At 70.3% G+C, this 25,023-nt stretch carries 26 protein-coding genes, 1 tRNA gene and 2 pseudogenes; 18 read left to right on the top strand and 11 right to left on the bottom strand.

From position 1 onward, the window contains the following. Positions 1-111: 111 nt before the first annotated feature. Positions 112-3,693 carry a Tat pathway signal protein gene (locus ACFWN1_RS18415; RefSeq protein ID WP_384363071.1) on the top strand — a complete coding sequence of 1,194 codons (3,582 nt, stop codon included), beginning with the start codon at positions 112-114 and terminating at the stop codon, positions 3,691-3,693. Between the two features lie 57 nt (positions 3,694-3,750). Here ACFWN1_RS18415 and ACFWN1_RS18410 read toward each other — a convergent pair whose 3' ends face one another. Beyond that, the gene (locus tag ACFWN1_RS18410) at positions 3,751-4,371 is read right to left on the bottom strand and encodes a DUF6461 domain-containing protein (protein WP_384363069.1); all 621 of its coding nucleotides are present in this window, start codon (positions 4,369-4,371) and stop codon (positions 3,751-3,753) included. A gap of 633 nt (positions 4,372-5,004) precedes the next feature. Here ACFWN1_RS18410 and ACFWN1_RS18405 point away from each other — a divergent pair. Continuing rightward, positions 5,005-5,325, top strand: a complete 321-nt coding sequence (locus ACFWN1_RS18405) for a helix-turn-helix transcriptional regulator (protein WP_384363067.1) — start codon at positions 5,005-5,007, stop codon at positions 5,323-5,325. Next, on the top strand, positions 5,325-6,542 hold the full coding sequence (locus ACFWN1_RS18400; RefSeq protein WP_384363065.1) for a tyrosine-type recombinase/integrase: 1,218 nt from the start codon (positions 5,325-5,327) through the stop codon (positions 6,540-6,542). Before ACFWN1_RS18405 ends, ACFWN1_RS18400 begins: the two co-directional genes overlap by 1 nt. Positions 6,543-6,643: 101 nt before the next feature. Here ACFWN1_RS18400 and ACFWN1_RS18395 read toward each other — a convergent pair. Next, positions 6,644-6,717: transfer RNA gene (locus ACFWN1_RS18395), tRNA-Pro, on the bottom strand. A 106-nt stretch (positions 6,718-6,823) separates the two neighbouring features. Here ACFWN1_RS18395 and ACFWN1_RS18390 point away from each other — a divergent pair. Continuing rightward, the gene (locus ACFWN1_RS18390) at positions 6,824-7,342 is read left to right on the top strand and encodes a DUF309 domain-containing protein (RefSeq protein WP_384363063.1); all 519 of its coding nucleotides are present in this window, start codon (positions 6,824-6,826) and stop codon (positions 7,340-7,342) included. A 3-nt stretch (positions 7,343-7,345) separates the two neighbouring features. Here the strand turns inward: ACFWN1_RS18390 and ACFWN1_RS18385 are convergent, their stop codons facing one another. Continuing rightward, positions 7,346-8,227, bottom strand: coding sequence for an SDR family oxidoreductase (locus ACFWN1_RS18385; protein ID WP_384363061.1), 882 nt, complete (start codon positions 8,225-8,227; stop codon positions 7,346-7,348). 121 nt (positions 8,228-8,348) lie between these two features. Between ACFWN1_RS18385 and cobF the strand changes: the two genes are divergently transcribed. After that, positions 8,349-9,122 (top strand): precorrin-6A synthase (deacetylating), encoded by a 774-nt coding sequence (gene cobF, locus ACFWN1_RS18380; protein ID WP_384363059.1) that lies wholly within the window; start codon positions 8,349-8,351, stop codon positions 9,120-9,122. Positions 9,123-9,139: 17 nt separating this feature from the next. Here cobF and ACFWN1_RS18375 read toward each other — a convergent pair whose 3' ends face one another. The 3 genes and pseudogenes from ACFWN1_RS18375 to ACFWN1_RS18365 form a co-directional block, all read right to left on the bottom strand. After that, positions 9,140-9,901, bottom strand: a complete 762-nt coding sequence (locus tag ACFWN1_RS18375; RefSeq protein ID WP_384363075.1) for a sulfite exporter TauE/SafE family protein — start codon at positions 9,899-9,901, stop codon at positions 9,140-9,142. A gap of 159 nt (positions 9,902-10,060) precedes the next feature. Then, positions 10,061-10,456: pseudogene (locus ACFWN1_RS18370) on the bottom strand (AMP-binding protein); the annotation flags it as partial. A gap of 74 nt (positions 10,457-10,530) precedes the next feature. Beyond that, positions 10,531-11,718 (bottom strand): thiolase family protein, encoded by a 1,188-nt coding sequence (locus ACFWN1_RS18365; protein WP_384363057.1) that lies wholly within the window; start codon positions 11,716-11,718, stop codon positions 10,531-10,533. 171 nt (positions 11,719-11,889) lie between these two features. On the opposite strand from ACFWN1_RS18365, the pseudogene ACFWN1_RS18360 reads away from it, so the two are divergent. Further along, positions 11,890-12,210, top strand: a pseudogene (locus ACFWN1_RS18360) (serine aminopeptidase domain-containing protein); the annotation flags it as partial. Between the two features lie 109 nt (positions 12,211-12,319). Here ACFWN1_RS18360 and ACFWN1_RS18355 read toward each other — a convergent pair. Then, on the bottom strand, positions 12,320-13,180 hold the full coding sequence (locus ACFWN1_RS18355; protein ID WP_384363055.1) for a Cof-type HAD-IIB family hydrolase: 861 nt from the start codon (positions 13,178-13,180) through the stop codon (positions 12,320-12,322). Between the two features lie 348 nt (positions 13,181-13,528). Here ACFWN1_RS18355 and ACFWN1_RS18350 point away from each other — a divergent pair, with 348 nt between their 5' ends. The 3 genes from ACFWN1_RS18350 (at position 13,529) to ACFWN1_RS18340 (ending at position 15,452) form a co-directional block, all read left to right on the top strand. Beyond that, complete coding sequence (locus ACFWN1_RS18350; protein ID WP_384363073.1) at positions 13,529-14,056, top strand: NUDIX hydrolase family protein; 528 nt, start codon at positions 13,529-13,531, stop codon at positions 14,054-14,056. 122 nt (positions 14,057-14,178) lie between these two features. Continuing rightward, positions 14,179-14,538: a universal stress protein gene (locus ACFWN1_RS18345; RefSeq protein WP_384363053.1), complete on the top strand. Its 360-nt coding sequence runs from the start codon at positions 14,179-14,181 to the stop codon at positions 14,536-14,538. Continuing rightward, the gene (locus tag ACFWN1_RS18340) at positions 14,421-15,452 is read left to right on the top strand and encodes a universal stress protein (protein ID WP_384363051.1); all 1,032 of its coding nucleotides are present in this window, start codon (positions 14,421-14,423) and stop codon (positions 15,450-15,452) included. Before ACFWN1_RS18345 ends, ACFWN1_RS18340 begins: the two co-directional genes overlap by 118 nt. Here the strand turns inward: ACFWN1_RS18340 and ACFWN1_RS18335 are convergent. Next, positions 15,343-15,807 (bottom strand): hypothetical protein, encoded by a 465-nt coding sequence (locus ACFWN1_RS18335; protein ID WP_384363049.1) that lies wholly within the window; start codon positions 15,805-15,807, stop codon positions 15,343-15,345. The two genes, ACFWN1_RS18340 and ACFWN1_RS18335, sit on opposite strands and share 110 nt — an antisense overlap. Positions 15,808-15,943: 136 nt before the next feature. Here ACFWN1_RS18335 and ACFWN1_RS18330 point away from each other — a divergent pair, with 136 nt between their 5' ends. Further along, positions 15,944-16,867: an LLM class F420-dependent oxidoreductase gene (locus ACFWN1_RS18330; RefSeq protein ID WP_384363047.1), complete on the top strand. Its 924-nt coding sequence runs from the start codon at positions 15,944-15,946 to the stop codon at positions 16,865-16,867. A gap of 45 nt (positions 16,868-16,912) precedes the next feature. Continuing rightward, positions 16,913-17,740 (top strand): DUF1684 domain-containing protein, encoded by an 828-nt coding sequence (locus ACFWN1_RS18325; protein ID WP_384363045.1) that lies wholly within the window; start codon positions 16,913-16,915, stop codon positions 17,738-17,740. A gap of 42 nt (positions 17,741-17,782) precedes the next feature. Here ACFWN1_RS18325 and ACFWN1_RS18320 read toward each other — a convergent pair whose 3' ends face one another. Next, entirely contained in the window at positions 17,783-18,271 is a 489-nt protein-coding gene (locus ACFWN1_RS18320) for a MarR family winged helix-turn-helix transcriptional regulator (RefSeq protein WP_384363043.1), read from the bottom strand. A gap of 87 nt (positions 18,272-18,358) precedes the next feature. Here ACFWN1_RS18320 and ACFWN1_RS18315 point away from each other — a divergent pair, with 87 nt between their 5' ends. Further along, on the top strand, positions 18,359-19,114 hold the full coding sequence (locus tag ACFWN1_RS18315; protein WP_384363041.1) for an isochorismatase family protein: 756 nt from the start codon (positions 18,359-18,361) through the stop codon (positions 19,112-19,114). 163 nt (positions 19,115-19,277) lie between these two features. On the opposite strand, the gene ACFWN1_RS18310 is transcribed toward ACFWN1_RS18315, so the two are convergent. Next, positions 19,278-20,015, bottom strand: coding sequence for an SDR family oxidoreductase (locus ACFWN1_RS18310; RefSeq protein ID WP_384363039.1), 738 nt, complete (start codon positions 20,013-20,015; stop codon positions 19,278-19,280). 93 nt (positions 20,016-20,108) lie between these two features. Between ACFWN1_RS18310 and ACFWN1_RS18305 the strand changes: the two genes are divergently transcribed. The 6 genes from ACFWN1_RS18305 to ACFWN1_RS18280 all read left to right on the top strand — a co-directional run bounded on the left by ACFWN1_RS18305 (position 20,109) and on the right by ACFWN1_RS18280 (position 24,733). Further along, positions 20,109-20,972, top strand: coding sequence for a LysR family transcriptional regulator (locus ACFWN1_RS18305; RefSeq protein ID WP_384363037.1), 864 nt, complete (start codon positions 20,109-20,111; stop codon positions 20,970-20,972). A 40-nt stretch (positions 20,973-21,012) separates the two neighbouring features. Then, positions 21,013-21,276, top strand: a complete 264-nt coding sequence (locus ACFWN1_RS18300) for a DUF3253 domain-containing protein (protein ID WP_384363035.1) — start codon at positions 21,013-21,015, stop codon at positions 21,274-21,276. Between the two features lie 174 nt (positions 21,277-21,450). Continuing rightward, positions 21,451-23,145, top strand: a complete 1,695-nt coding sequence (gene ctaD / locus ACFWN1_RS18295; protein WP_384363033.1) for a cytochrome c oxidase subunit I — start codon at positions 21,451-21,453, stop codon at positions 23,143-23,145. A gap of 14 nt (positions 23,146-23,159) precedes the next feature. Beyond that, positions 23,160-23,513: a cytochrome C oxidase subunit I gene (locus ACFWN1_RS18290; protein ID WP_384363031.1), complete on the top strand. Its 354-nt coding sequence runs from the start codon at positions 23,160-23,162 to the stop codon at positions 23,511-23,513. Between the two features lie 18 nt (positions 23,514-23,531). After that, complete coding sequence (locus ACFWN1_RS18285; protein ID WP_384363029.1) at positions 23,532-24,272, top strand: SDR family oxidoreductase; 741 nt, start codon at positions 23,532-23,534, stop codon at positions 24,270-24,272. A 26-nt stretch (positions 24,273-24,298) separates the two neighbouring features. Beyond that, complete coding sequence (locus tag ACFWN1_RS18280) at positions 24,299-24,733, top strand: cupin domain-containing protein (RefSeq protein ID WP_384363027.1); 435 nt, start codon at positions 24,299-24,301, stop codon at positions 24,731-24,733. Between the two features lie 10 nt (positions 24,734-24,743). On the opposite strand, the gene ACFWN1_RS18275 is transcribed toward ACFWN1_RS18280, so the two are convergent. Further along, positions 24,744-24,872, bottom strand: coding sequence for a hypothetical protein (locus ACFWN1_RS18275; RefSeq protein ID WP_384363025.1), 129 nt, complete (start codon positions 24,870-24,872; stop codon positions 24,744-24,746). Between the last annotated feature and the right edge of the window lie 151 nt (positions 24,873-25,023).

Here is a 25,023-nt window from a genome sequence, read left to right as displayed (position 1 = left end):
GCCGGGAGCCCTGTCCGAGGTCCGGGACGGTTTGCGGCATGCGACCCTCGACGACGAGGCGCGGGGGGACCTGCCCGAGTGGCTCGGCTACGTCGCGGCGACCTTGCCGCCATGAGCCTGCGCCAGGGCACGGATGAAACGGTCTACCTGACCGGTAAGGCCAGTCACGACGAGGGACTCGCGGCCAGCGGCATCAAAACGCTGAACGTCTCACCCGACGCGGAAGTCTCCACCCGCGGACGCCTCGCCGTCGACCCAGTCCTGTCACCGGCCGTCCTGGCGGGCGTCGATCACATCAAGGCTGCAGGTCGTAGCTTCACTAGGACCTCGACCACGGAGCCAGCTGCCGAGACAACACCGGGCCGCACCAGTCACGCCCTGACCATCACCGGCACGGTGCCGGGCACGGGCAGACACACCCACCACAAGATCGCCGAACCGGGCAGCACCGCGGGCGGCAGGCCGTCACCAGCGCTCACCGGCGCCTGGAAGCCACAGATCTCGACGATCACCGCACTGACCACGGCCGCCGACCCCCGGGCCAGTGACCCGGTCGACAGCGACCGCTGGTGCTCGGTGCCGCGCAACGATGTCGGCACGCAGGCTCTGCAGCCGACCCCGAATCAGGTCGAGTGGGCCGTAGACATGGCGATCCAGGGCAACCTGCGTTCTGGCTACCTCACGCAAGGTGGCTGGCGCGCGCAGACCGGACTGTCCACGATCGACCCGCAAGGGCTGTTCCCGAGACCCACGCTGACCGGTGGTGGGCGCATCCCCGCCCAGGTCCAACTGGGCATCCTTGCTCAGGAATCCAACCTCTGGCAGGCAGAGTCCGGGGCCATCCCAGGCCAGATGGGCAGCCCTCTCGCGGCCGTCGACGGCTTCTACGGACACCAGACCGGAGGGTCCCTCTCGGAATTCTGGACCATCCACTGGGACAAGTCCGACTGCGGCTACGGTGTCGGACAGGTCACCGACGGCATGCGCAAGGCCGGCCACGAGAAGCCGAATGAAACGTCCCTGCCAGCCAGCACGCAGCGCGCCGTCGCCATCGACTACACCACCAACATCGCCGCGTCGCTGTACATCCTCGCCGCCAAGTGGAATGAGGTCCATAAGTCCGACCAGACCATCGCCGTGAACAACGACGACCCGGCCAAGCCCGAGAACTGGTTCACGGCCGTCTGGAACTACAACCTCGGATTCAACACGAAAGCCGACGCGGGCACCAACGGCAACTGGGGACTCGGCTGGTACAACAACCCCGCCAACCCGGTCTATCCGCCGTCCCGGCTCGCGTTCATGAACACCGACCTCGACCCGCTGGCGTCCAAGGACGCAGCCCATCCGCAGAACTGGCCCTATGAGGAGAAGGTGATGGGCTGGGCCGCTTGGTCCATCGACACCGGTCACTCCTACGCCACCTCCGGACGGCAGGACTGGCCGGGCGAATCCGGCTTCTCCTCCGCCGGCTTCCGCCCTGCCTCCTGGAATGGCACCAATGGGACTGTCGTAGAGATAACCAGCGCGAAGTACCGCCGGGCCCATGTAGTGCCCCCGCTGGACGCGTTCTGCAACGCCAAGAACAACTGCAACACGGCGAGCCCGCCCGACTGCCCCGACGCGAACTGCTACAAGCAGTACTGGTGGCACGAGGCCAAGACGACATGGAAGTCCGACTGCGCCACCAGCTGCGGCTTTGAAAGCATCAAATACCAGACGGTGATCAACGAGCCCGGCCGAGGCACGCGCCTGCAGTACGGCACGCCCGTGTGCAGCGGGGCACCCGCTGGTTCCCTCGTGGTCGATTCCGTACCCGCTGGCACCAATAGCTGGAGCAACTGCGGGGCAGCTAAATCCGACGGCTCTTTCCAGTTCACCTTTTACCCTGATCCAGCCGCCACCGGTTCGAACATGGGTCAATACGACGCCAAGGCCGACCTGCATCAGATCGGCGGCGGCTACCAAGGCCACTTCTGGTATGCACACGACCGTGACGCCGCCCACCTCGGCGGTAGCGGCGGACGTCTTGCCGTCTTGGGTGCCTGGAAACTCAACTCGCCTGTCTCCGGTGGCCAGGCCCAGGTATTCGTTCACATTCCCGACACTGGAGCTCAAACCCAGGAAGCGGTCTACGAGATCATCACCCCCTTCGGTACGGTGAAGAAAACGATCTCCCAGGCCGCGAACGAGTCCAACAAGTGGGTCTCCCTGGGTGCTTACCGCTTCAAGAACCAGAGTCCCGAGGTCCGGCTCTCCAACGCCAACAGCGTGGGAGCAGCCGACAAGGACGTCGCATGGGATGCTGTCGCCTTCGTCCCTGGGGACTACAGCGGCATGCCGACCATCACCTTCCCCGACGGCGATGATTCGACACCGCTGCCAAGCTTCGCCGGCGACGTCAGGGAAGCAAAGCGCAATACCGGCCTGCCTGCATCGCTCAAGTCGGCCGACAGGCTGCTCGGCAAGCTGAACACGACCGGCGGTTCCAACTGCTCGGCACCTGACAAGAAGGGTCAGCGAATCTGTGTCCGGCTCGGGAAGCCGCAATCCAATAAGTCCGTCCTCGGGACCCGCATGGACGAGGCGTTGACGGCCGGAGCCAGCAAAACAATCGTGCCCTGGTGCGATGGGTACAGCGCTGGCATAGATCGGTTCACGCGTACCGATGCCTGCCTGAAGGCCATCTCGCCTCTGGAAGTGATCTTCCTGGTCGATGAGGAGCCCGTGGGAGCGGCTCAGTTCGCGATGAAGCAGGAGATCAAGCTCTACAACAACTACGCCGAATTCGATCAACTCCTCTCACTCGTGCCAGTCCACATCGATGCGACTCTCGGCGAGGTGATGTTGAAGTGGAACGCGGCATCGACATGCAATGACTGCACGCAGTCTCAGCAGCAGACGGATGGGGCACTGGTCTGGGCAGGACCTGCTGACACCCACGTCGCGAATGTATCCTTTCAGACACTGTGGAACGGTACGGGCCAGGAGAAAATCACTCTTGGATGGGGCATATTGGGGCAGATATCCGCTGCGGCGGGCGCCTCGGGTGAGGCCGACCTCGGCAGTTCGCTCGGGGACCTCGACGTCCGATGCGACGACATGACAAAGGGAGCGCCGACTCCAGGCTGCACCTTCCCCGCCTATACCCCGACGTTCGACATCGCGACCGATCGCTATCCGGGTGCCGGAGCCTATTACTGGATCATGAAGGAGAAGAACGCCAACCGCTTCGGAAGCAAAGCCCACAACAGCCCCCTGCACTACATGGCGAATGGGCAGAGTGGTAACCGGGCCGTCATCTGTCCGTCGAGCTGGACCGGCCGCGGTGAGACTCCTGACGCTAGCTGCGACGAGTACGCCTTCGCCACAACTTACGAAAGCGGTGGCCTGATAGGTGGCAATTTCGCGGGAGATCAGTGCGCGCAGTTCTACATGACGGCTGTCAACTCCACCACGTGGACCATTCGCGACGACGACAACTACCCGTTGTCAACCTGGGACGAGAAGTGCGGACGGGCCAGTATCCCGACTTCGCAGAACACAGGTGCTCTCGCCCCGTTCGGCCGCACCGGGGGCTTTGTGCCGTATAACCGGATGCTCGACCACGACGCCTTCTACGTCGGAACCCCTGGTTTCGACCACTGCACATCAGCATCCACCACCTGCGCCTTCCGACGCATGAACCCGTAGCACATTGACATGCCGAGTGGGGGCTCTGCCGGGCCCCCACCGGTGTGATCACGTCAGTCAGAAGTCGAGGGTATCGAGAGAGGGCCTACCGCTGATCACAGCAAGCGGCAGCGCGCCATCCAGCACCTGGTCACGCGGTAGGGAAAGGCCGAAGCGCTTCTCCACCACCCCCAGTGACAACGCGATCCGTCGACTGTACCGGTCCCCACTCGTCGCGAGATACTCCCCGCCGGGGAGAATGACCCCTGCACCCTTAAGGTCCTCCTGAAGCAGGTCGGGCTCACTTCCCCAACGCCGCCATTCCTCGCCCACACCGAACGAACACACAAGGTCGTCATCCACAGCACAGGAGAACATGGGAGGCGGGTGGAACGCCTGCGGATCGAGATTCACTGCAGTAACCCCACCCCGGGACACCCTCTTGAGTACGTCGTGCCGCGTGCCGCGGCTTTCTCCGTATTCGACAGCGAAAGCCCACCCTCCGACCTCGCCGATCCGGGCGACGCCGACATCGGCATCAGTGAGCAGCATGATCGCCGCGCCAGCCGTCACCGACGGCCTGCTTCCCGGTGCGGCGCCCAGTCGCACGGCCAGCTCCTCTGCTGTGAGGCCGTGGGCGAAGGTTACGCCGAAATGCCATTCGCACTCCGACAGCCAGCGTATACCGCGAGTCGTCATGTGGTCATCCTGCCTCATGTCTCACGGTCGGAGGAGAACCGGGTCCTCACAAGGCGTCGCCCGCCCTCGGCGCCCCTTCGACATACGCACCCGACAGGTCCTGACCTGCCCGACAACTTGCCTGACACCCCATCAGAACGAGCGTCAGATGAGCGTCACGAGCGTCATTTCAGCGTCAAGATATCGCCCGTAACGCCCACACCGCACATAATGCGCACAGGCAAAACCGCAGGTCAGGAGCCCTTTGCGGCCGGTTCGAGGATGGCGACACACTCCACGTGGTGGGTCATCGGGACCGCATGAAACCGCACAGCACCCTATGAGCCAGGCGGGTACACGGTAGCCGACGCAGTTGGCGGATCTCGTCACCCATGGGAGTCGCGCTCCGGCAATCTCGTCGCGAGCGAGAGGAACATAGCCGCACATCGCCGGTTGGCCAAACCGGCGTATCCGCAGACGATTGTTGTCCAACGTCTGCCGTGAGCACCACCGCGGATCGATCCATCGGCGAGAACTCACCCATGCTGCGGAGGTGAGATCCCCTGTTCTCCGTTTGCAAGCCGTGTCATCCGTCGCCGGCGGTCTTCTCCCGTATCTGTCTGGTGCTCCATATCGCTCGGAGATCCACCTCACTTGCCCCTCGAACCGATAACAGATTCCACAAATCGTCAGTCGCACAAGCAGAAGGACGGCACGGCGCACTCCATAGCCAGCCAGGTTGTCTCCATCCACGATGGCAGCCGTTCGTCGTTCCTGGCCAACGGCTGGTATTCGACGAGTGACCTCGCCGTCTACCTGCGCGTGGACGCCTCGACTCTGCGCCGCTGGCGTACCGCTCGGCCGCCGCAGGGTCCGCCGTTTGTCTCCGTTTCGGAACGCGTCGTCATGTACAGCGCACTCGACGTGGACGAATGGTTGCGCAGCCGCCGGACCGTCCCGGGCAGGGACGCCTGATGGCCGAGAAGGCCGTTGTTCCGGTCGGTGTCCGGCTCTCCACCGACATCGAGTACCGGCCCGATCGCCCCAATCCTTACCGTGCGCGTGTCCGCTGGTTCGATCCGGCTACGAAGCGGCGCCTGTCCCTGTCGGAGGGAAAGGCGGACGAGGACGAGGCGCAGGAGTGGCTCCAGGACATCATCGAAGCCGCACAGGCCGGGCTGTCCCCCACGCTCGCCACCATGAAACTCGCCGAATACGGCGACGCGAACATGGATCTCGCCCTGCGCGGCCTAGAGTTGAAAACGCTTGACCCCTACCTGTCGGGGTGGCGGATGCGCGTCGTCCCCGCCCTGGGCCACCTCGCCGTGCGGATGATCACCAACGGTGTCGTCGACCGCAGCGTGCAGAACTGGATCGCCGACGAGCACAGCCGCTCCACGGTCAAAAACACCATCGCCGTCCTGGTCCGCGTCATGGAGCAGGCGGTCCGAGACGGCATCATCAAAGTCAACCCCGCCCGGGTCAGCGGCTGGCAGAAGCTCTACAAGCAGGCCGAGGACGAACTCCGCGACCCCCGAGCCCTCGCCCTGCCCGACTGGACCACACTCGTCCAACTGGCCGACGCACTCGTGGCCGCCTCCTACAACCAGTACCGAGGCTGGGGCGACATCGTCCTCTTCGCTGCGAGCACCGCCGCCCGGATCGGCGAAGTCTCCGGGTGCCGCGTCGCAGACATCGACACCAGCCAGTGGATCTGGACAGTACGGCGCCAGACCACACCCGCCCCCGGCGGACTCACCGACAAGGGCACCAAGGGCAAGCGCGCCCGGAAAGTCCCCATCATCGAGGAGATCCGCCCGCTCGTCGCCCAGCGCATCCTCTCCGCCGGCCCAGCCCCCGACGCACGCCTCTTCACCGGCCCACGCGGAGGACGCGTCTCCACCGCGGTCCTGCGCGACGCGACCCACTGGGACGAGGTCGTCACCCGCCTCGGCTACGAACACCTGCGCCGCCACGACCTCCGCCACACCGGACTGACCTGGCTCGCGGACGCCGGAGTCCCCATCCACGTCCTGCGCAGGATCGCCGGCCACGGCTCACTGACCACCACCCAGCGCTACCTGCACCCGGACGTCCACAAGATCACAGCCGCGGGTACGGCACTCTCCGCACACCTCAGCGTGCTACGCGCCCCACGCACGCTTCCCGCAACGAGCGCCCTCACCCGATAAAACCGGTCAAGAACCGCTGGTCCCCAAATGGTCCCCCAACAATGACTGAGGTGCAGTCTCGGACTTCGCCGAAACCGCCCCTCACCTGCGACTCCATAGAGTCGGGACGACAGGATTTGAACCTGCGACCCCTTGACCCCCAGTCAAGTGCGCTACCAAGCTGCGCCACGTCCCGATGCGCGCGCTCGCGGTGACCCGCGTGATCGCGCGAACAGCACTTTACCCCACGTAGGGGACTCCTCCGAAGCGGGTTACGGGCGGGGAGGGGCAGAATCGGCAGCATGGCAGAGGTGGCGGCGGGCGAAGACAGGGGCGGGCGCGACCGGGACCCGGAGGGCCGGGCGCGCAGCGCGCGGCCCCGGGACGGGCTCGGCCGGCCCTTGCCGTACGGCGCGGACGGGGTCGAGCGGCAGCCTGAGGGGGTCGTGCGCAGCCCCGCCGAGACGGTCACGGAGGCGCAGGAGCTGCTGGACGCCGGCAAGCCGTTCCACGCGCACGAGGTGTTCGAGGACGCCTGGAAGTCCGGCCCCGACGCCGAGCGGGGACTGTGGCGCGGCCTCGCCCAGCTCGCCGTGGGCCTCACCCACTCCGCGCGCGGCAACACCACCGGCGGCGCCCGCCTGCTGCGGCGCGGCGCGGCGGCGGTGTCGGAGTGGTCGGCCGAGCGGAACCAGCACCGCCCGTACGGTCTCGACCTCACCGGTGTGACCGCCTGGGCCACCGACCTGGCCGCAAGAGTGGAGCTGACCCGCACCCTCATCGACGCCGGGACGGAGGCACCCCGCCTCCGGCGCCCCTGACGCCTACGCTCCCCGCCCCCGCGACTCCTCGTCCGCCGCGCCCCCCGCACCCAGCAGACCCGTCGGCGGCAGCGCCCGCTCGGCCTGCAGGCGGGGCAGTACGCGGGCGGCGACATGGCGTACGAGGGGCGGCAGCACCGCGCGCCCCCACTGGGCCGGCTGGAGCCACGCGGGGACGTAGACGGAGGTGCGGCGGTGCTCCACCGCGCGGACCAGCCGTCCGGCGACGACCGCGGCCGGGTACACCCTGCGGGCCGGCGCCGGCATGTGGGCCCGGAGTTCGCGGAGTACGGGGTAGTGATCGGCGTCGCGGGTCATGTCGGTGTCGGTCCAGTTGATGTAGGCGATGCCCACGCCGACGGATTCGTGCGCGACCTCGGCCTGAAGGGCGTGCGCGAAGGACTCGACGCCCGCCTTGGAGGCGCAGTAGGCGCTCATCATGGGCGAGGTGCCGAAGGAGGCCAGCCAGGCCACCTGGAGGAAGTAGCCGGAGGTGGCCAGCAGGTCGGCGAGGAAGGCCCGTGCCGTCAGGGCGCTGCCGACGAGGTTGACGTCGATCACCCGCCGCCAGGACTCGGGGTCCGACCCGGCGAAGGGGCCGCCCTCGGCGATCCCCGCGTTGGCGACGACCACGGACGGCCGGCCCAGCCGGTCCCGTATCTCGGCGGCGGCGCGCTCCAGGGCGCGGTAGTCGGTGATGTCGGCCTCCAGGGCGGTCACCGGCGGCGGGAGCGAGGCGGCCACGCCTTCCAGTTCCGGCCGTTCCAGGCCGAGCAGGGCGAGCCGGGCGCCACGCTCGGCGAAGGCGTGGGCCAGGGCGGCGCCCAGCCCGCGCGCGGCTCCGGTCACGACGACGGTACGGCCTGCGAGGGGGCTGTCGTACATGGCGGGCTGCCTCCGTTCGCCGGACCCGGACCGCGCCGGGCGCACCGGAAGGTGCCGAGTACCCAGCCGGACGCCTCACCCCTCGGTCTCCCGGTGCGGAGCCGTGCGGCAGACTCGGGGCGTGCGAAGGATTCAGGTCATCGGTATCGGCGCGGGCGACCCCGACCAGCTGACGTTGCAGGCGGTCAAGGCGTTGCGCGGCACGGACGTGTTCTTCCTGCTCGACAAAGGCGAGGTGAAGAGCGATCTGACGCGGCTGCGCCGGGACATCCTGGACGCCCATCTGCCCGAAGGCTCCTACCGGTTGGTGGCGGCCCGTGACCCGGAGCGGGACCGGGGGGCGAGCGGGGCGGCCTACTCGCCGGCCGTCCGGGACTGGCGCACGGCCCGCGCGGACATCTATGAGCGGCTCATCGCCGAGGAGGTCGCCGAGGACGGCACGGGCGCGTTCCTGGTGTGGGGCGATCCCTCGCTGTACGACAGCACGCTCGGCATCCTGGAGGAGGTGCTCGCCAGGGGAGCGGTGGCGTTCTCGTACGACGTGGTGCCCGGCATCAGCAGTGTCTCCGCGCTGGTCGCCCGGCACCGGACCGGCCTGAACCGGGTGGCGCGGCCGGTGCAGATCACCACCGGGCGGCGGCTGGCGGAGGGGTTCCCGGAGGGGGTGGACGACGTGGTGGTGATGCTCGACGCGCACCAGGCGTTCCGGGAGTACGCCGGGGACGACATGGACATCTACTGGGGCGCGTACATCGGCACCCCGGACGAGATCCTGGTCTCCGGGCCGCTGGCGGAGGCCGGTCCGCGCATCGAGCGGTTGCGGGCGGAGGCGCGGGAGCGCAAGGGCTGGATCATGGACACGTATCTGCTGCGCAGGCACCCCCGGGGGGAGTGAACCCGGCCGGCGCGCGGTCAGCTCAGCAGGAGTTCGAGCGCCCCGACGACGGTCGCCGCGATGACGATGCGGTCGAAGAGCCGCTGGTTGATCTTGTGGACGGCCCAGCGGCCGAGGAACGCGCCGGGGACGACGAAGACGAGCAGGGCAGCGTCCAGCAGCAGCGAGCCGCCGTCGATCAGGCCGAGGGCCGCGCTGAAGGGGATCTTGGCGACGTTGACGACGAGGAAGAAGAAGGCGGAGGTGCCGAGGAAGCCCAGCTTGCGGAAGCCCGCGGAGAGCAGGTACATCGACATCACCGGACCGCCGGCGTTGGCCACCATGGTGGTGAAGCCCCCGGTCACGCCGTACGCGCCCGCCGTCACGCGGCCCGTGCGCGTGCTGACGTCGTCCGCCGCCTCCTGGCGCCGTCGCCACAGGGTGATCCCGGTCATCACCAGCAGGATGACGCCGATGGAGATCCGTACGATCCCGTCGCCGACGCGGGCGAGGAACAGGGTGCCCGCCACCACTCCGGCCGCGACGGCGGGGAACAGCCGCCACAGGGTGGGCCAGTGGGCGTGCCGGCGGTAGGTGAGGACGGCGAAGGTGTCGCCGGCGATGAGGAGCGGGAGGAGTACGCCGGTGGAGGCGCGGGCGGGCAGGACGGCCGCGAAGACGGCGAGGCTGACCGTGTTGGCCCCGCTGACGGCGGTCTTGGAGAAGCCGACCAGGAGGGCGGCGAGGGCGAGGGCGGCGAACTCCCAGCCGGACAGGTGCCAGAGCGTCATCATGTTCATGCGGAGACTGATGCTAGGCGCACACCTCCGGCCGGGCACCGGGGGCCTCGGGCGGCCGCGTACCCGGGCGCGCAGCTCGGTGGGGACGCCGTGGAAGGTGTCGACGCCCTCCCGGACCATGATCTCGTCACGTGGAGTTGAGGAGACCGTCCGTCCGCAGGCGTGGAAGAGCAAGAGTGCGCCGAGGACGGTGTCGTCGGGACGGATGTCGCCCGCGTCGAAGGCGTTGACGGTCGCGTTCATCACGATGTCGAAGTGGCTGAGCACGGCACCCTTCGGGACCCCGGTGGTGCCGCCGGTGGAGAAGACGACGGCCGCGCCGGCCGCCATGACCGCGTAGTGGGCGAGGGGGAACTCGGTGGTGTCGGGGGCCATCAGGGCGACCCGGTCGCCGGGCCGTACGCCGAGGGTCGTGAGCGCGCCGGCCTGGGCGAGGGAGCGCCGCCGCCAGGCTTCGGCGAAGGTGAGGCGCGGGCCGCCGTCGACGAGGGCCGTCCGGTCGGGGCGGCGGCGGGCGTTCTCGGCCGGGACGGCGGCGACGGACAGGGTCGCCATGAGGTGCGGCTCCGTCTCCTGCGGTGTGACTCGTGCTGCGGAACTCCCGTGTGGGGAAGGTCCGTCGGGGTGGTTCAGCGGCGCTCCACCAGGACCGCGCTGCCCTGTCCGACGCCGACGCACATGGTGGCGAGACCGCGCCCGGCGCCGGTGCGGCGCATGCGGTGCAGCAGGGTGGTGAGGATGCGGGCGCCGGAGCAGCCGAGGGGGTGGCCCAGCGCGATGGCGCCGCCGGTGGGGTTCACCAGGCCGGGGTCGATGCCGAGCTGGTCGACGGAGGCGAGGGCCTGGGCGGCGAACGCCTCGTTGAACTCGGCCTCCTGGAGGTCGTCGACGCTCCAGCCGACGCGGGCGAGCGCCTTGCGGGTGGCGGGGACCGGCCCGATGCCCATCACGTCGGGGTGGACGCCGGCCGAGGCTCCGGCGACGTACCGGCCGAGGGATTCGAGACCCAGCTCCGCCAGCGTCTCCTCGCTGACCAGGAGGAGTCCGGCGGCGCCGTCGTTCATGGGCGAGGCGTTGCCCGCGGTGACCGTGCCGTCCTGGCGGAACACGGGCTTGAGGCGGGCGAGTCTCTCCAGGGAGGTGTCCTCTCGTACGCATTCGTCGCGGTCGACGGTGACGCCGTCCGGGCGCTCCACGGGCAGGAGTTCGGCGTCGAAGTGGCCGTTCTTGCGGGCGGTGGCGGCGAGTTGGTGGCTGCGCAGGGCGAACTCGTCCTGACGATCACGGGAGATACCGTACCGCCGGGCGACCTCCTCGGCGGTCTCGCCCATGGCCAGGACGCCGTGCAGGTCCTTCATCGCCGGGTTGGTGAGGCGCCAGCCGAGGCGGGTGTCGTAGGTCTCCATGCGGTGCGGTAGGGCCTCGTCGGGGCGGGGCAGCACGAAGGGGGCGCGGCTCATGGACTCCGAGCCGCCCGCGATCACGATGTCCGCCTCGCCGGCCGCGATGGTGCGGGCGGCGGCGGTGACCGCCTCCAGTCCGGAGGCGCACAGCCGGTTGACGGTGGCGCCGGGCACGGAGTCGGGGAGTCCGGCGAGGAGGACGGCCATGCGGGCGATGTTGCGGTTGTCCTCGCCGGCCTGGTTGGCGGCGCCCCAGTACACGTCGTCGACGCGGGCCGGGTCGAGGGCGGGCACGCCGCCGACCAGATCGCGGACGACGGCCGCCGCGAGGTCGTCGGGCCGCACGGCGGACAGGGCGCCGCGCAGCTTGCCGATGGGGGTGCGACGGGCGGCCGCGAAGTGGACGGGACGCAACTGTGGACTCCTGACCGACGGCGCTGTGGATCAGCATGAACCTACGCCCCGCCGGGACGGAGCGACTTAGTTAGCACTGCTAGTTTTGGGCTCCACCGGACTATAGACCGCACACCCACCCCCTGGGAAGATCCCCCCGGAGTGACCCGCACGACCGCGCCGGAGGGCACCACGAAGCACGGCCGGCCGGCCGGCGAGCGGATGCTGATCGAGGACTTCGAGGACGTGGTGACCGGCCTCCACGCGACGGCGGACCTGGCCCGCGCCGGGCACACAGGTCTGGCGCTGGTCATGGTGGACCACTCCATGGGCGGCCTGATCGCGGCCCGCCACACCCAGCGGTACGGCTCCGGGCGAGCGCGCTGGTCCTGTCGGGCCCGGTGATCGGTGAGTGCGCGCTGCCCGGCCGGCTGCTCGCGCTGGACGAGATCCCGGACGCGCCGGTCGGCCCGGCCGCCCTCCCGCGACCCGGCCTACGACACCGACCCGCTGTGGTCGCCGGGAGCGCCCTGGGCCTGATCGGCGGCCTGGCCGGTGTCTTCGCGTACCCCGGGAACATGCGGCACCGCCCGTGCGCCTTCCTGCCCGACGCCGTGGCGGCCTAGAGTTCTATGCCGAGAATCCGCGCCACCGTGCGCGGCACGCCCTGGTCGTTGTTGGACGGGGCCAGGTGGCGGGCGCGGCTGATCACGTCCGGGTGGGCGTTGGCCATGGCGAAGGACCACTCGGCGGCGTCGAGCATCTCCAGGTCGTTGAGGTAGTCGCCGAAGACCATGGTCTGGGCCGGGGTGATGCCCAGTTCGCTCTGGAGGCCGCGCAGCGCGGCGCCCTTGTTGGCGGTGCGGTTCATGACGTCCACCCAGTGCTCCCCGGACACCACCACCTGGTGGGTCCCGGCGAAGGGTGCCAGGGCGGGGGCGGCACCGGTCTCGGCGGAACCGAAGTCGTACACCGCGACCTTGATGATCTCGTCGTCCACCGCGGTCACGTCCTCGACCACGCGGTGCGAGACGTAGTACTTGCGCACCTCGGCGAGGAACGCCTCGTCTGTCCGCTCCACGTACGCGGCGCGCTTGCCGCAGACCACGGCCCCCGCGTCCACGCCCCGCGCGGCCAGGCCCCGCACCGTGCGGGCCAGCTCGGGGGCGCAGGCGTGGTCCAGCGGGTCGGAGCTGAGTTCGACACCGTCCCGGACGACATAGGTGCCGTTCTCGGCGATGAACACCATGCCCTCGGCCACGTCGGCGAACTGCTCGGCCAGCGTGGCGTACTGACGGCCGCTCGCGGGGCTGAACAGCACGCCCCGGCGGCGGAGTTCGGCGAGGAGGGGCCACAGGGTGGCGGGCGGGCACTTGTCGTCGTCCAGCAGGGTGCCGTCCATGTCGGTGACGACGAGGCGGATGTCGGCGGGGCCGCAGGGCGGGCCGGGGACGTCGAGAAGGTGCGCGGGCGTCGCTGACATGTGCTGCTTCCGGTCGGGTCGCGGGACGCCTCCAGTGTTCCTCATGACCCGGACGGGCCTTCCCCTGGGCGGTGCGACCGGCTCCGGGAGTCGTCCGGGGATGCCCGTTCGGTGCCCGTTCGCGTAGCGTGCGGGATTTTCGGGACAGCGCGACCGCCGGGCGGCACAATGACGGGACGGCGTGATCAAGGGGCGGCGGAAGGGTGGCACGTTGGGCGGGTCGCGGGGAAGGTGGCAGCCATGAAGTCCTGACCGTGAGCCCGCCGGCCCCACGGAACGCCTGTGTCCGAGCCCGCCCGCGTTCGCGGCGGGTCCCCACCCGGAAAGTATGATCAAGCAATGTCTGACATGACCGAAACCACGCCCGGCTGGCTGACCACGGACGAGCTGGAGATGGCCAGGGCCCGGATGCCGATCCTGTATGTCGAGGCCGTGCCCGTACGGGTGGACGACAGCGGCGAAGTCACGAGTATCGGACTGTTGTTGCGCATCGGCCCGGACGGCACGGTCAGCCGCACCCTGGTCTCCGGCCGCGTCCTGCACCACGAGCGGGTGCGCGACGCCCTGCTGCGGCACCTGGAGAAGGATCTCGGGCCGGTCGCGCTGCCCCGGGTGCCGGTCTCCACCCAGCCGTTCACGGTCGCGGAGTACTTCCCCACGGCCGGTGTCACCCCGTACCACGACCCGCGTCAGCACGCGGTGTCGCTGGCCTTCATCGTGCCGGTGGCCGGTGACTGCCGTCCCCGGCAGGACGCGCTGGACCTGGTCTGGTTCACCCCGCAGGAAGCGGCCTCGGCGGCGCTGCACGGCGAGATGCCGGGCGGCCACGGCGCCCTGCTGAAGCAGGCGCTGGCACACGTGGGCATCGTCTTCTAGCCCGCCCTCGTCCGCCACCGCTCCCCCTGCCCGGCGGGGAGCTGTGGCCCGGACGGCCCGTCGCGGTCAGGCTGGTGAGGCGGCCCCCCTGCGGCCCCGGACCAGCCAGGGAGGTGGCGGCGATGCGCCGAACCGTGACGGCGGGACTGGACGGCTCCGCCGAGAGCCGGGCCGCCGTCGAGTGGGCGGCGCGCGAGGCGATGCCGCGCGGGCTGCCGCTGCGGCTCGTCCAGGTGTGGGAGCCCGCTGCCCGACCCGCCGGCGCAGGCCCCGCTGCTCGCGGCCGAGGCCGGGCAGGAGTGGACCCGGGCGGGCGCCGGGCGACAGCGCGGCGGGGCTCCGGCCGCGCCACCCCGGCCTGGAGGTGCGCACCGAGCAGCGCACCGGCGACCCGGTGGACGAGCTGTGCGAGGCCGCCGGGACCTCCGGACCGCCGGCGCTCGGCTCACGCGGCCTGGGCGGGCTCCACGGGTTCCTCGTAGGCTCGGTCGGCCTGGCGGTCGTCGGCCACGCCGGCTGCCCGGTGGCGCTGGTCAGAGCCGGTGAGCGGGCCGCCGACGAGCACCTGGCCGACCCGGCGGGCATCCCGTCGGCGACGACGCCGTCCCGGCCGGTCGTGCTGGGCCTGGACATCACCGCGCCGGACGCGTCCCTGCCGGACTTCGCGTTCGGCGCCGCCGCGCTGCGCGGCGCCCCGCTGCGCGTGGTGTACGCCTGGGTACCGCTGCCCCCGCCCCCGTACGGCATCCCGGACTACACCTTCGAGGCGGAGACGCCCCCTGGCGGCCGAAGAGGTGCTCGAACTGCGGAACGCCTTCATGCCGGCCAGGGCGCTGGAGCCCTGGCGGACGTCGTTCCCGGACGTCGACGTCGCCGAGGCGGCCGTGGAGGGCAGCGCCGGGTCCGTCCTGGTGGACGCCTCCCGCGACGCCTGCCTCGTCGTGGTCGGCCGCAGGGTGCGCACGTCCCGGCTCGGCACGCGGGTCGGGCACGCGGGTCGGGCATGTCGCACACGCCGTACTGCACCACTCCCCCGCCCCCGTCGCCATCGTCCCGCACGCCTGAGCGAAGTGGAGAACGCCGGCCTGATGACGTGCCCCCAGCCGTCCCGCACGGCACCGGCCGCACCGGGTCCATTCAGGGCGCCGACCGGGCCGGCCGCAGGAGGAGTCCGCACCAGGGGCAGTCGTCGCCGGGCGGGGGCGGTGGCACCCGGTGGACCTCCCCGCGCGGCAGGTTCCGCGCATACGCGAGCGACCGGGGGTCCGTACGGGACGGCTACGGGGTCAGCAGCGGCGTTCGCCCGCCACCACTCCGTAGGTCACGGCGCCGAAGACCAGGTGGGGCACCACGTCCGACGCCCAGTCCTTCGGGGACCAGGTCGTGGGGTCGGTGACGCCGAGCCGGGTCAGGGACGCGTCCGTGGCCGCCATGGCGAGCACGCCGGTCACCAGGCTCCCCGCCCACCAGGGCAGGCGGAGGCCGACGCGGTGCGCCAGGGAGACGACCACGCCGGTGGCGACACCGACGCCGATACCGCTGAGCGCGCCGATCCCGGACAGCCGGTTCCCCCGGGTCTCGCCGGTGCCGCCGACGCGGAGACCCACGTCCTCGGTGAGCCTGTCGGCGGCCTGGGCGGGCACGTCACTGGCGGGCCTGCCCCGCAGGGCCATGTCGGCGTAGGCGGCGGCGTCGAGGGCGGTGGTACCGGCGGCGCCCGCCGCCGCACCGCGCAGAAGGCTGTGCATCATGCGCCCCCGAGTTCCCGGAACGTCATCCGCGAATCCCGCGCGCCCGCCGTACGGGTGACGGGTCTCCACACACCCGTAAAGAACCTGTCACACGGGAGCCGGAATGCGGCCTCGGGCGGTGGCCGTTCTGAGGGACATGACTGTGGGAGCAGCGCTCAACACGCCCGGCGCCGGAAACCAGGTCGACGCCTCCGTTCTCCAAGCCCGCGAGGCCGCCGCCGCGGGACTCCGTTCCGTCTGGTTCGGGCAGACCTTCGGCGCGGACTCACCCCAGCTCGCCGCGATCGTCGGCCGTGAGGTGCCCGGCCTCCAGGTGGGCACCTCGGCGATCCCGGTGTTCGGCCGCCACCCTCTGCTCGTCTCCAGCCAGGCCCAGACCGCCCAGGCGGCCACGCACGGCCGCTACCACCTCGGCCTGGCTCTGGGCACCAAGCTGCTGACCGAGGGCGGGTTCGGGCTGCCCTTCGAGCGTCCCGTCGCCCGGCTGCGCGAGTTCCTCACCGCGCTGCGGCAGCTGACCGAGACCGGGAACGCCGACTTCCACGGCGAACTGCTCACCGCAGTCACCCCGATCCCCGCGCGGGTACCGGGCGCCGAGGACGGCGTGCCCGTACTGGTCGCCGCGATGGGCCCGCAGGCGCTCAAGGTCAGCGGCGAACTGGCGGACGGCATCCTGCCGTACCTGGCCGGGCCGCGGGCGCTGGAGCGGCACATCGTCCCGGCGGTCACCGCGGCGGCCGAGGCGGCGGGGCGGCCCGCGCCCCGGATCGTGGCCCTGGTGCCCGGCGTGGTCACCGACGACGCGGACGCGGTTCGGGAGACGGCCACCGAACAGCTCGCGTTCTACGAGCAGATCCCGTCCTATGCCCGGGTCATCGAACTCTCCGGCGCCCGCCGGGCGTCGGACCTGGCCGCGATCGGTGACGAGCGGACGGTCGCCGCCGAGGTGCGCCGCTACCGGGACGCGGGAGCGACCGAGGTGGTCTTCAGCGGCACCGAGATCGCCGGGGACGCGGCCCGGCTGCGCACCTGGGCCCTGCTCGGCGGACTGGCGGCCTGAGCCCACCCCTCGTACACCCCTCGCAGCAACGACGAAGGAGCACCGATGACCACCCACGCCCCCGCAGGCGACCCGCACGTCTTCACCGAGTCCTGGCTCGACTGGTACCGCGCGCACGAGGAACGCCTCGCCGACCCGCACGGCTTCCTCGCGGTGACCAGTCTGAACTGGCTGGACGAGCAGCCGCGGCGCTTCCCCGACGCCCCGGGCACCTGGCACACCGGCCCCGACGGCGTCACCGTGGCCCTGGACGACGACGAGGAGCTGACCGTGGCCGGGGAGCCGGTGCGCGGGGTGCACCACTTCGGCGTCCTCCCCGAGCGCGGCGGCGTCGAGGCGGTGTGGGGAGACGCCGTGATCGAGGTGGCCAAGCGCGGCGGCCACGACATCGTCCGTCCCCGGCACCCGGACGCCCCGCTGCGCACCGCCTTCGCCGGCACCCCGGCCTACGCCCCCGATCCGCGCTGGGCGGTGACGGGCCGCTACGAACCCTTCCCCGAGCCCCGCCCCACCACCGTGGGCGCCGCGGTGGAGGGCCTTGAGCACGTGTACGACGCGCCCGGCCGGATCACGTTCGAGCTGGAGGGCCGCCCCCTGTCCCTGACCGCCTTCCCCGGCGGGGCGCCCGGCGGGCTGACGGTGCTGTTCACCGACGAGACCTCCGGCCGCACCACGTACGCCGCCAACCGGGTCCTCTCGCTGGCGCCGCCCGCCGCCGACGGCACGGTGGTGCTCGACTTCAACCGGGCGGCGAACCTGCCCTGCGCCTACACCGACCTGGCCACCTGCCCGCTGCCCCCGGCGGAGAACCGGTTGCCGCTGGCGGTGGAGGCGGGGCTGAAGATCCCGCGCGAGCGGGGCGGGGCGGCCTGACGGCACGTCAGCACCGAGCCGTGACCCTCGACCGGCATCCGGTCACGCCTGCCGGTCGAGCGGCTTGACCACGGCACCCTCGGGGTCCAGGCGCTCGAGTACAGCGTCGGCTATGCCGGCCAGCTGGTCCAGCTGCTCCGGCGTGAGGGCGTCGATGACGTGGTGCCTTGCGGTGGCCACGTGGCCGGGAGCGGCGGCGGCGAGCTTCTCCCGGCCGGCCTCGGTGAGACGGGCGTCGGTGGCCCGCTTGTCCTCCGGGCAGGGGAAGCGGGCCACCAGCCCGCGTTCCTCCAGCCTGCGCACCACGTGGGAGAGCCGGGGGAGGGTGGCGTTCGTGCGGTCGGCCAGGGCCGTCATCCGCAGTTTGCCCTCGCCTGCCTGGGAGAGCACGACGAGGACGTGGTAGTCGAAGTGGGTCAGGTCGGCGTCGCGGCGCAGCTGTGCGTCGAGCACACCCGGCAGCAGTTCCAGCACGGCGACCAGGCGCACCCAGGCGTGCATCTCCTGTGAATCCAGCCAGCGAGTGCTCATGAGGACATCGTAGCCAAGAGGTTGACGCTACAACCTCTCTCCCCTACTCTTTTAGTTGTAGCGACAACTTTCGAGGGAAGAGGATTCATGTCACACCTTGAGATCGTCAGCCCCGTCACCGACGGCGTCCAGCCCTACGAGACCTCCCCCGAGGAGGCCCGCGCGGCCGGCCGCACGCCCTACGAGAAGCCCACCCCGCAGAACAGCGTCGTGCTGCTGATCGACCACCAGATCGGCCTCATGGCGAGCATCCGGGACTTCCAGTCGCTCGCCACACTGCGGGCGAACGTCCTGGGACTCGGCCGGATCGCCAAGGCCCTGGACATCCCGGTCCTGCTCAGCTCCTCCAACGCCCAGTGGCAGAACGGCGACACGATCCCGGAGCTGAAGGAGCTCTTCCCGGACGAGCCGGTCTACCGCCGCACCGGGATCGTCAACTGCTACGAGGACCCGAGCTTCCGCTCGGCCCTGGAGGAGCTGATGACCCGGACCGGGCGCACGCACGTGATCATCGCCGGCGTCACCATCGGCACCTGTACGGCGATGCCGACCCTGGCCATGCTGAACGACGGCTACCGCATCTTCCCCGTCGTCGACGCCTGCGGCGCCTGGAACCAGTACGAGGCACAGGCGGCCATGTCCCGCATGGCGAACGCCGGGGCCGAACTGGTCACCACCTTCGCCCTCGGCTGCGAACTCCAGGCCGACTGGAAGCTGCCTACCGCGAACGCCATGTTCGAGCCGTTCCTGAACGAACTGCCCGAGTACGGCTACCTCATCCAGAACTTCTGGAACAACGCGAACGGCCACACCGTCCAGGACCCCTTCGGCCAGGTCAAGTAGACGGCACCCGCGTGGCGCGGATGAAGGACGCGTCCCCGCGGGGGCGCGTCCCGTCCGCCGCGGAGGTCGCGGCGGCGGTGCTGTACCCGGCTCCGCCCGACGCGGCCTCCGCGGGTCGGCGCCGACCTGGTCGTGGACGGGGGCGCGGCCGCCTGACGCCGGATCACCAGGGCACGACGCCCGCGTCCTCGAAGAACGATCCGTTCGGCCCGCCGTCGGGCAGGGTGGCGAGCCTGATCGCCGTGGCCGCGCCCTGCTCGGGGGTGCGCGAGCCCGCGTAGCCGTTGAAGTCGGTCGCGACCAGCCCGGGGCACATGGCGTTGACCAGGATGCCGGTCCCGGCGAGCCGGCGGGCGTACTGCACGGTGACACCGTTGAGGAACGTCTTCGACGGGGCGTACGCCGCCATGACCGGCCCGACCTCGATGTCCGGGTCCGCCTGGCGGGTGAGGGAGCCGACGGAGCTGGAGACGTTGACGATGCGCGGCGCGGCCGACCGGCGCAGCAGGGGCAGCATCGCGTTGGTCACCCGGATGACGCCGAACACGTTGGTGTCCACGACCTCACGGACCATGCCGAGGTCGATCGTGGTGGGGTCCTGCACCCAGTCCGGCCCCATGTCGCCGGGGATGCCGGCGTTGTTGACCAGGACGTCCAAGCCTCCCGCCTCCCGTCCGACCAGTGCGGCGGCATCGGCCACGCTCCGGTCGTCGGTCACGTCCAGCGGCACTCCGAAGGCGTCCACCCCGGCGGCCCGGAGCTTCTCGACGGCCGCCTCGCGCCGCGTCTCGTCGCGCGCGCCGACGCCCACCCGGAAGCCGCGGGCGCCGAGCCCGGCCGCGATCTCGTACCCGATTCCCTTGTTCGCGCCGGTCACCAGCGCGCTCTTCGCTTCACTCATACTTCGATGCTCACCCCAAGGCCGGGGGTGGTGCCAACACCGATGCGGTGGCCTGTGATACCTGGCGGGTATCACCGGGTCTACGCTGACGCCATGGACGCGCTGGAGACCCGAGAGCTGCGGTATTTCATGGCGGTCGCACAGGAGCTGCACTTCGGCCGCGCGGCCGAGCGCCTCGGCATGGCCCAGCCGCCGCTGTCCCGGGCGATCCAGCGGCTGGAGCGGCGCCTCGGGGTCTCCCTGCTGGCGCGTGACCGCAGGGGCGTCTCCCTGACCGGCGCCGGCGAGGTACTGCTGCACGAGGGCCGGGTGGCCCTGGACGCGGCCACCGCGGCCGCCCGCCGCACCCGCCGCGCGGGCGGCGCCGACCGTGCGGGGGGCTCCCGTGACCGGCTGGTGCTGGCGGTGAAGGCAGCCGCCTCCCACGACCTGCTCCAGCAGCTGCTCGGCGCCTACGCGGCCGAACCCGGCGCCGCCGAGATCGAGGTGCTGCCCGGCGGCATGTGCGAGCAGGAGGAGATGCTGCGCGACGGCCGCGCCGACGTGGCTCTCCTGCACGCCCCGTTCAACTCCCTGGCCGGGTTCGACCACGAGGAGCTGATGCGCGAGGGCCAGATCGCGGTGCTGCCGGCCGGGCACCCGCTCGCCGCGCAGGCGACCCTCACCATGGCCGGCATCACCGATGTCCCCGGCCTGCCGCCCGCCCGCTGGCCCCGCCACGGTGCGTACCCGCCGGGGCCGGGCCCCGAGATCCACGACCAGACCCAGCTGGCCCAACTGATCGCGCTGGGCCGGACCATGGCCGTCTTCCCCGAGTCCGCCCGCGCCTGGCTGTGGTCCGAGCACGCCGCAGTGCCCCTGACCGACGCGCCACCGGTCGTCACCCACATCGCCTGGCCCGCGCACAGCCGTTCCGTCGCCCTCGCCGGGCTGATCAGCACGGCCACCCGGCTCTGATCCCCCTGCCCGCCGGCCGGAACGCTGCCACACTGGTCATGTGACGGACCCGGACCAGCGCGTCGAGCAGGCCATCGTCAGCCTGCTGGAGCGCCGTGCCGCGACCTCTTCGATCTGCCCGTCCGACGCCGCCCGCGCGGCCTACGACGGTGACGACGACGGCTGGCGGGAACTGATGGAACCGGCCCGCCGCGCGGCCTGGCGGCTGGTGGCGGCCGGTGAGGTCGAGGTGACCCAGGCCGGCAAGCCCGTCACGGAGGCCGAGGCGCGCGGTCCCATCCGCATCCGCCGCGCACGCCGGTAGCGCGGAACCCTGTACCGCGTCGACCTGAGCCTGTTACTGCATTCGGGTGCCAAAACCCCCCGATCGGCGGCGTGTCGGCCGCTCCGGAATTCGGGGTCCGGCCCGAGCAGCGAGGATGACCGTCACTGACGCCACGGCGCGGGTGGAACTCGAGTATCAGGAGAAGCGCGACCTGTGACAATCATCAATCAGCCCGAGCCGGCGGCTGAGGACTCGAGCGAGAACGAGCTTCTCATCCAGCGCAGGCAGCCCGGAAACATCGTCGTGAAGTGGCTGACGACCACCGACCACAAGACGATCGGCACGCTGTATCTGGCGACGTCGTTCGGGTTCTTCCTGTTCGGTGGCGTGATGGCGCTGCTCATGCGCGCCGAGCTGGCCCGTCCGGGCCTCCAGATCATCTCCAACGAGCAGTACAACCAGGCGTTCACGATGCACGGCACCGTGATGCTGCTCATGTTCGCCACTCCCCTGTTCGCCGGCTTCACGAACTGGATCATGCCGCTCCAGATCGGCGCGCCCGACGTGGCGTTCCCCCGGCTGAACATGCTGGCCTACTGGCTCTACCTGTTCGGCTCGCTCATCGCGGTCAGCGGCTTCATCACCCCGCAGGGCGCTGCCGACTTCGGCTGGTTCGCCTACTCCCCGCTGACCAACGCGATCCGCTCGCCCGGTGTCGGCGGCGACTTGTGGATCATGGGTCTGGCCTTCTCCGGCTTCGGCACGATCCTCGGCTCGGTCAACTTCATCACCACGATCGTCTGCATGCGCGCTCCCGGTATGACCATGTTCCGCATGCCGATCTTCGTGTGGAACGTGCTGCTGACCAGCGTGCTGGTCCTGTTCGCCTTCCCGGTGCTGGCGGCGGCGCTGCTGGTTCTGGAGGCGGACCGCAAGTTCGGTGCGCACGTCTTCGACGCGGCCAACGGCGGGCCCCTGCTGTGGCAGCACCTCTTCTGGTTCTTCGGCCATCCGGAGGTGTACATCATCGCGATCCCGTTCTTCGGGATCGTCACCGAGATCATCCCGGTGTTCTCCCGCAAGCCGATCTTCGGCTACATGGGTCTGATCGCGGCCACGATCGCGATCGCCGGTCTGTCGGTGACGGTGTGGGCGCACCATATGTACGTCACCGGTGGCGTGTTGCTGCCGTTCTTCTCCTTCATGACGTTCCTCATCGCGGTGCCGACCGGTGTGAAGTTCTTCAACTGGATCGGCACGATGTGGAAGGGCTCGGTCTCCTTCGAGACACCGATGCTGTGGGTCGCCGGATTCCTCGTGACGTTCCTCTTCGGTGGTCTGACCGGTGTCGTCCTGGCCTCGCCCCCGCTGGACTTCCACGTCTCCGACTCGTACTTCGTGGTGGCCCACTTCCACTACGTGGTCTTCGGTACGGTCGTCTTCGCGATGTTCGCCGGCTTCCACTTCTGGTGGCCGAAGTTCACCGGCAAGATGCTGGACGAGCGCCTGGGCAAGATCACCTTCTGGACGCTGTTCACCGGCTTCCACGGCACCTTCCTGGTCCAGCACTGGCTGGGCGCCGAGGGCATGCCGCGCCGGTACGCCGACTACCTGTCGGCCGACGGCTTCACCGCGCTGAACACGGTGTCCTCGATCTTCTCGTTCCTGCTCGGCCTCTCGGTGCTCCCGTTCCTCTACAACGTGTGGAAGACGGCGAAGTACGGCAAGCCGGTCGAGGTGGACGACCCGTGGGGCTACGGCCGCTCGCTGGAGTGGGCGACCTCCTGCCCGCCGCCGCGGCACAACTTCGTCACCCTGCCGCGTATTCGCAGCGAATCCCCGGCGTTCGACCTGCACCACCCGGACATCGCGCGGGCGGAGCGCGAAGCGTACGCCATCGGGCACTGAGTGCGGAGACCACCATGACGAGACCGCCGGGGCAGCAGGCCGAGGGCGCCGAACTCGGCAACGAGGTCGAGGGATACCTGCTGTGGCAGGCAACCATCGCGGTGGCCGAACAGCGTGCGCGGGAGTTCGCCGACCACATGGAGTGGCTGACCACGGCGCAGCGCGAGGAGATGGAGCGGCTCCACATCTCCGAGAGCCTGCGCCGTGCCCGGCAGGATCTGGAGCGCGTCGCGGCCCGCTGCCGGTCGCTGCGCGGCGAGTACGAGGAGCGCTATCGCGTGTTGCGGCTGCGCTGTGTGGGATACACGCTGGGTGCGGTGGCCGGTCTCACCTGTGCTACGGCCGCCGCGCTCGCCTTCAGCCGCTGACCGGAAGGGACCTCTCATATGAAGATCGCCGTCATCGGAGCGGGCGGCTTCGTCGGATCGCGCCTGGTGAAGAAGTTGCGCACGACGGACAACGAGATCGCCGCCCACGACAGGTCCACCGGGGTCGACCTGCTGACCGGAGAAGGGTGCCGGCAGGCGCTGGCCAGCGCCGACGCCGTCGTCAACACCATCGACGCGCCCAGCTTCGACGAGTCCGCCGCCCCGTTCTTCCGCACCACGACACAGACGCTGCTGCGCGCGGCCGAGGAGGCGGGTATCCGTCACGTGGTGCTGCTGTCCATCGTCGGGATCGACCAGGTGCCGGACGTGGACTACTACCAGGCGAAACTAGAGCAGGAGGGTCTGATCGAGGCCGGACCGATCCCGTACACGATCGTGCGGGCCACGCAGTTCATGGACTTCGTCGAGCCGATCATGTCCTGGACCACGTCGGGTGACACCGTGCGGCTGCCCACCACCCGGCTCCAGCCGGTCGCCGTCGAGGACGTGGTGGACACGCTGGCCGACGCCGCGACCGCCCCGCCCCGGAACGGCATCGTCAATGTCGCGGGCCCCGATGTCTTCCCCCTCGACGACCTCGGCCGCCTCACCCTCCAGGTCCACCCGGACGGCCGTGACGTGATCGTCGACGAGAACGCCGGTCTCTTCGGGCAGATCCCGAAGGACGCCATCACCGCCCCGCCGGGAGCCCACATCGGCGCCACTTCGTACGAGCAGTGGCTCCAGCACCACGACTGACCCGCAACCCGGACAGAGGTATCGCGATGTCCCAGAATGACGAGCCCACTCCCGGACCCCGGTCCGAGGCGTGGAAGACCGCCGTGACCGTGATCGGCGAAGCGCAGCCCCCCGTCTTCCCCGACGGCGCGCACGTCGTCACCGCCCGGGTCGAGTTCCCTCCCGGAGACCCTGGCACCCCTCCCCACCGGCACTCAGGCCCGGTGTTCGGCTATGTGGTGGAGGGCGAGATGCTCTTCGAACTGGAGGGAGAGCCGCCGCGGGTGGTCCAGGCCGGCGAAGCCTTCTGGGAGCCGGGTGGTGACCTGATCCACTACCAGGACGCCAACCACCGCACCGACATCCCTCTCCGCTTCCTGGCCACGATGTTCTGCGCACCGGACAAACCCCTCCTCGAACTCGTCACCGAGGAGGAACTGGCAGAGCGCGCACCCCGGCGCTCAGCGGCCGACCCCGGCTGACGTCTTACCGTCAGGTCGTCCTGGGGGTGTCCCGCAGGGTGACGTTGGCGTGGCTCTCCTGGAAGCTCTGGTCCGAAACGAGGGTCAGCCTGGCCGTGGACCGGAGCTCCGGCAGGGTGGTGGTTGCTTCGACCGGCATGGCCGAGGGCCGGTTGCGGAATTCTCCGTAACCGGCCCTCGCCTGCGACTTCGTAAAGTCGGGACGACAGGATTTGAACCTGCGACCCCTTGACCCCCAGGAGTAGGGGTCAAGGGTATTTTCTGGATATAGCAGACTTAATCGGGGCGGA

The sequence above is a fragment of the Streptomyces sp. NPDC058459 genome, from assembly GCF_042721685.1.
In the GTDB taxonomy this organism is placed as follows: domain Bacteria; phylum Actinomycetota; class Actinomycetes; order Streptomycetales; family Streptomycetaceae; genus Streptomyces.
This window is presented reverse-complemented; position numbering and strand designations above follow the sequence as displayed.

Bases quoted from the DNA above. Each gene is read 5' to 3' on its own strand.
- ACFWN1_RS18415 (WP_384363071.1), top strand. From the start codon at position 112: ATGAGCCTGCGCCAGGGCACGGATGAAACGGTCTACCTGACCGGTAAG.
- ACFWN1_RS18410 (WP_384363069.1), bottom strand. From the start codon at position 4,371: ATGACGACTCGCGGTATACGCTGGCTGTCGGAGTGCGAATGGCATTTC.
- ACFWN1_RS18400 (WP_384363065.1), top strand. From the start codon at position 5,325: ATGGCCGAGAAGGCCGTTGTTCCGGTCGGTGTCCGGCTCTCCACCGAC.
- ACFWN1_RS18390 (WP_384363063.1), top strand. From the start codon at position 6,824: ATGGCAGAGGTGGCGGCGGGCGAAGACAGGGGCGGGCGCGACCGGGAC.
- ACFWN1_RS18385 (WP_384363061.1), bottom strand. From the start codon at position 8,227: ATGTACGACAGCCCCCTCGCAGGCCGTACCGTCGTCGTGACCGGAGCC.
- ACFWN1_RS18375 (WP_384363075.1), bottom strand. From the start codon at position 9,901: ATGAACATGATGACGCTCTGGCACCTGTCCGGCTGGGAGTTCGCCGCC.
- ACFWN1_RS18355 (WP_384363055.1), bottom strand. From the start codon at position 13,180: ATGTCAGCGACGCCCGCGCACCTTCTCGACGTCCCCGGCCCGCCCTGC.
- ACFWN1_RS18350 (WP_384363073.1), top strand. From the start codon at position 13,529: ATGACCGAAACCACGCCCGGCTGGCTGACCACGGACGAGCTGGAGATG.
- ACFWN1_RS18345 (WP_384363053.1), top strand. From the start codon at position 14,179: ATGCGCCGAACCGTGACGGCGGGACTGGACGGCTCCGCCGAGAGCCGG.
- ACFWN1_RS18335 (WP_384363049.1), bottom strand. From the start codon at position 15,807: ATGATGCACAGCCTTCTGCGCGGTGCGGCGGCGGGCGCCGCCGGTACC.
- ACFWN1_RS18330 (WP_384363047.1), top strand. From the start codon at position 15,944: ATGACTGTGGGAGCAGCGCTCAACACGCCCGGCGCCGGAAACCAGGTC.
- ACFWN1_RS18325 (WP_384363045.1), top strand. From the start codon at position 16,913: ATGACCACCCACGCCCCCGCAGGCGACCCGCACGTCTTCACCGAGTCC.
- ACFWN1_RS18320 (WP_384363043.1), bottom strand. From the start codon at position 18,271: ATGAGCACTCGCTGGCTGGATTCACAGGAGATGCACGCCTGGGTGCGC.
- ACFWN1_RS18315 (WP_384363041.1), top strand. From the start codon at position 18,359: ATGTCACACCTTGAGATCGTCAGCCCCGTCACCGACGGCGTCCAGCCC.
- ACFWN1_RS18310 (WP_384363039.1), bottom strand. From the start codon at position 20,015: ATGAGTGAAGCGAAGAGCGCGCTGGTGACCGGCGCGAACAAGGGAATC.
- ACFWN1_RS18305 (WP_384363037.1), top strand. From the start codon at position 20,109: ATGGACGCGCTGGAGACCCGAGAGCTGCGGTATTTCATGGCGGTCGCA.
- ACFWN1_RS18290 (WP_384363031.1), top strand. From the start codon at position 23,160: ATGACGAGACCGCCGGGGCAGCAGGCCGAGGGCGCCGAACTCGGCAAC.
- ACFWN1_RS18285 (WP_384363029.1), top strand. From the start codon at position 23,532: ATGAAGATCGCCGTCATCGGAGCGGGCGGCTTCGTCGGATCGCGCCTG.
- ACFWN1_RS18280 (WP_384363027.1), top strand. From the start codon at position 24,299: ATGTCCCAGAATGACGAGCCCACTCCCGGACCCCGGTCCGAGGCGTGG.
- ACFWN1_RS18275 (WP_384363025.1), bottom strand. From the start codon at position 24,872: ATGCCGGTCGAAGCAACCACCACCCTGCCGGAGCTCCGGTCCACGGCC.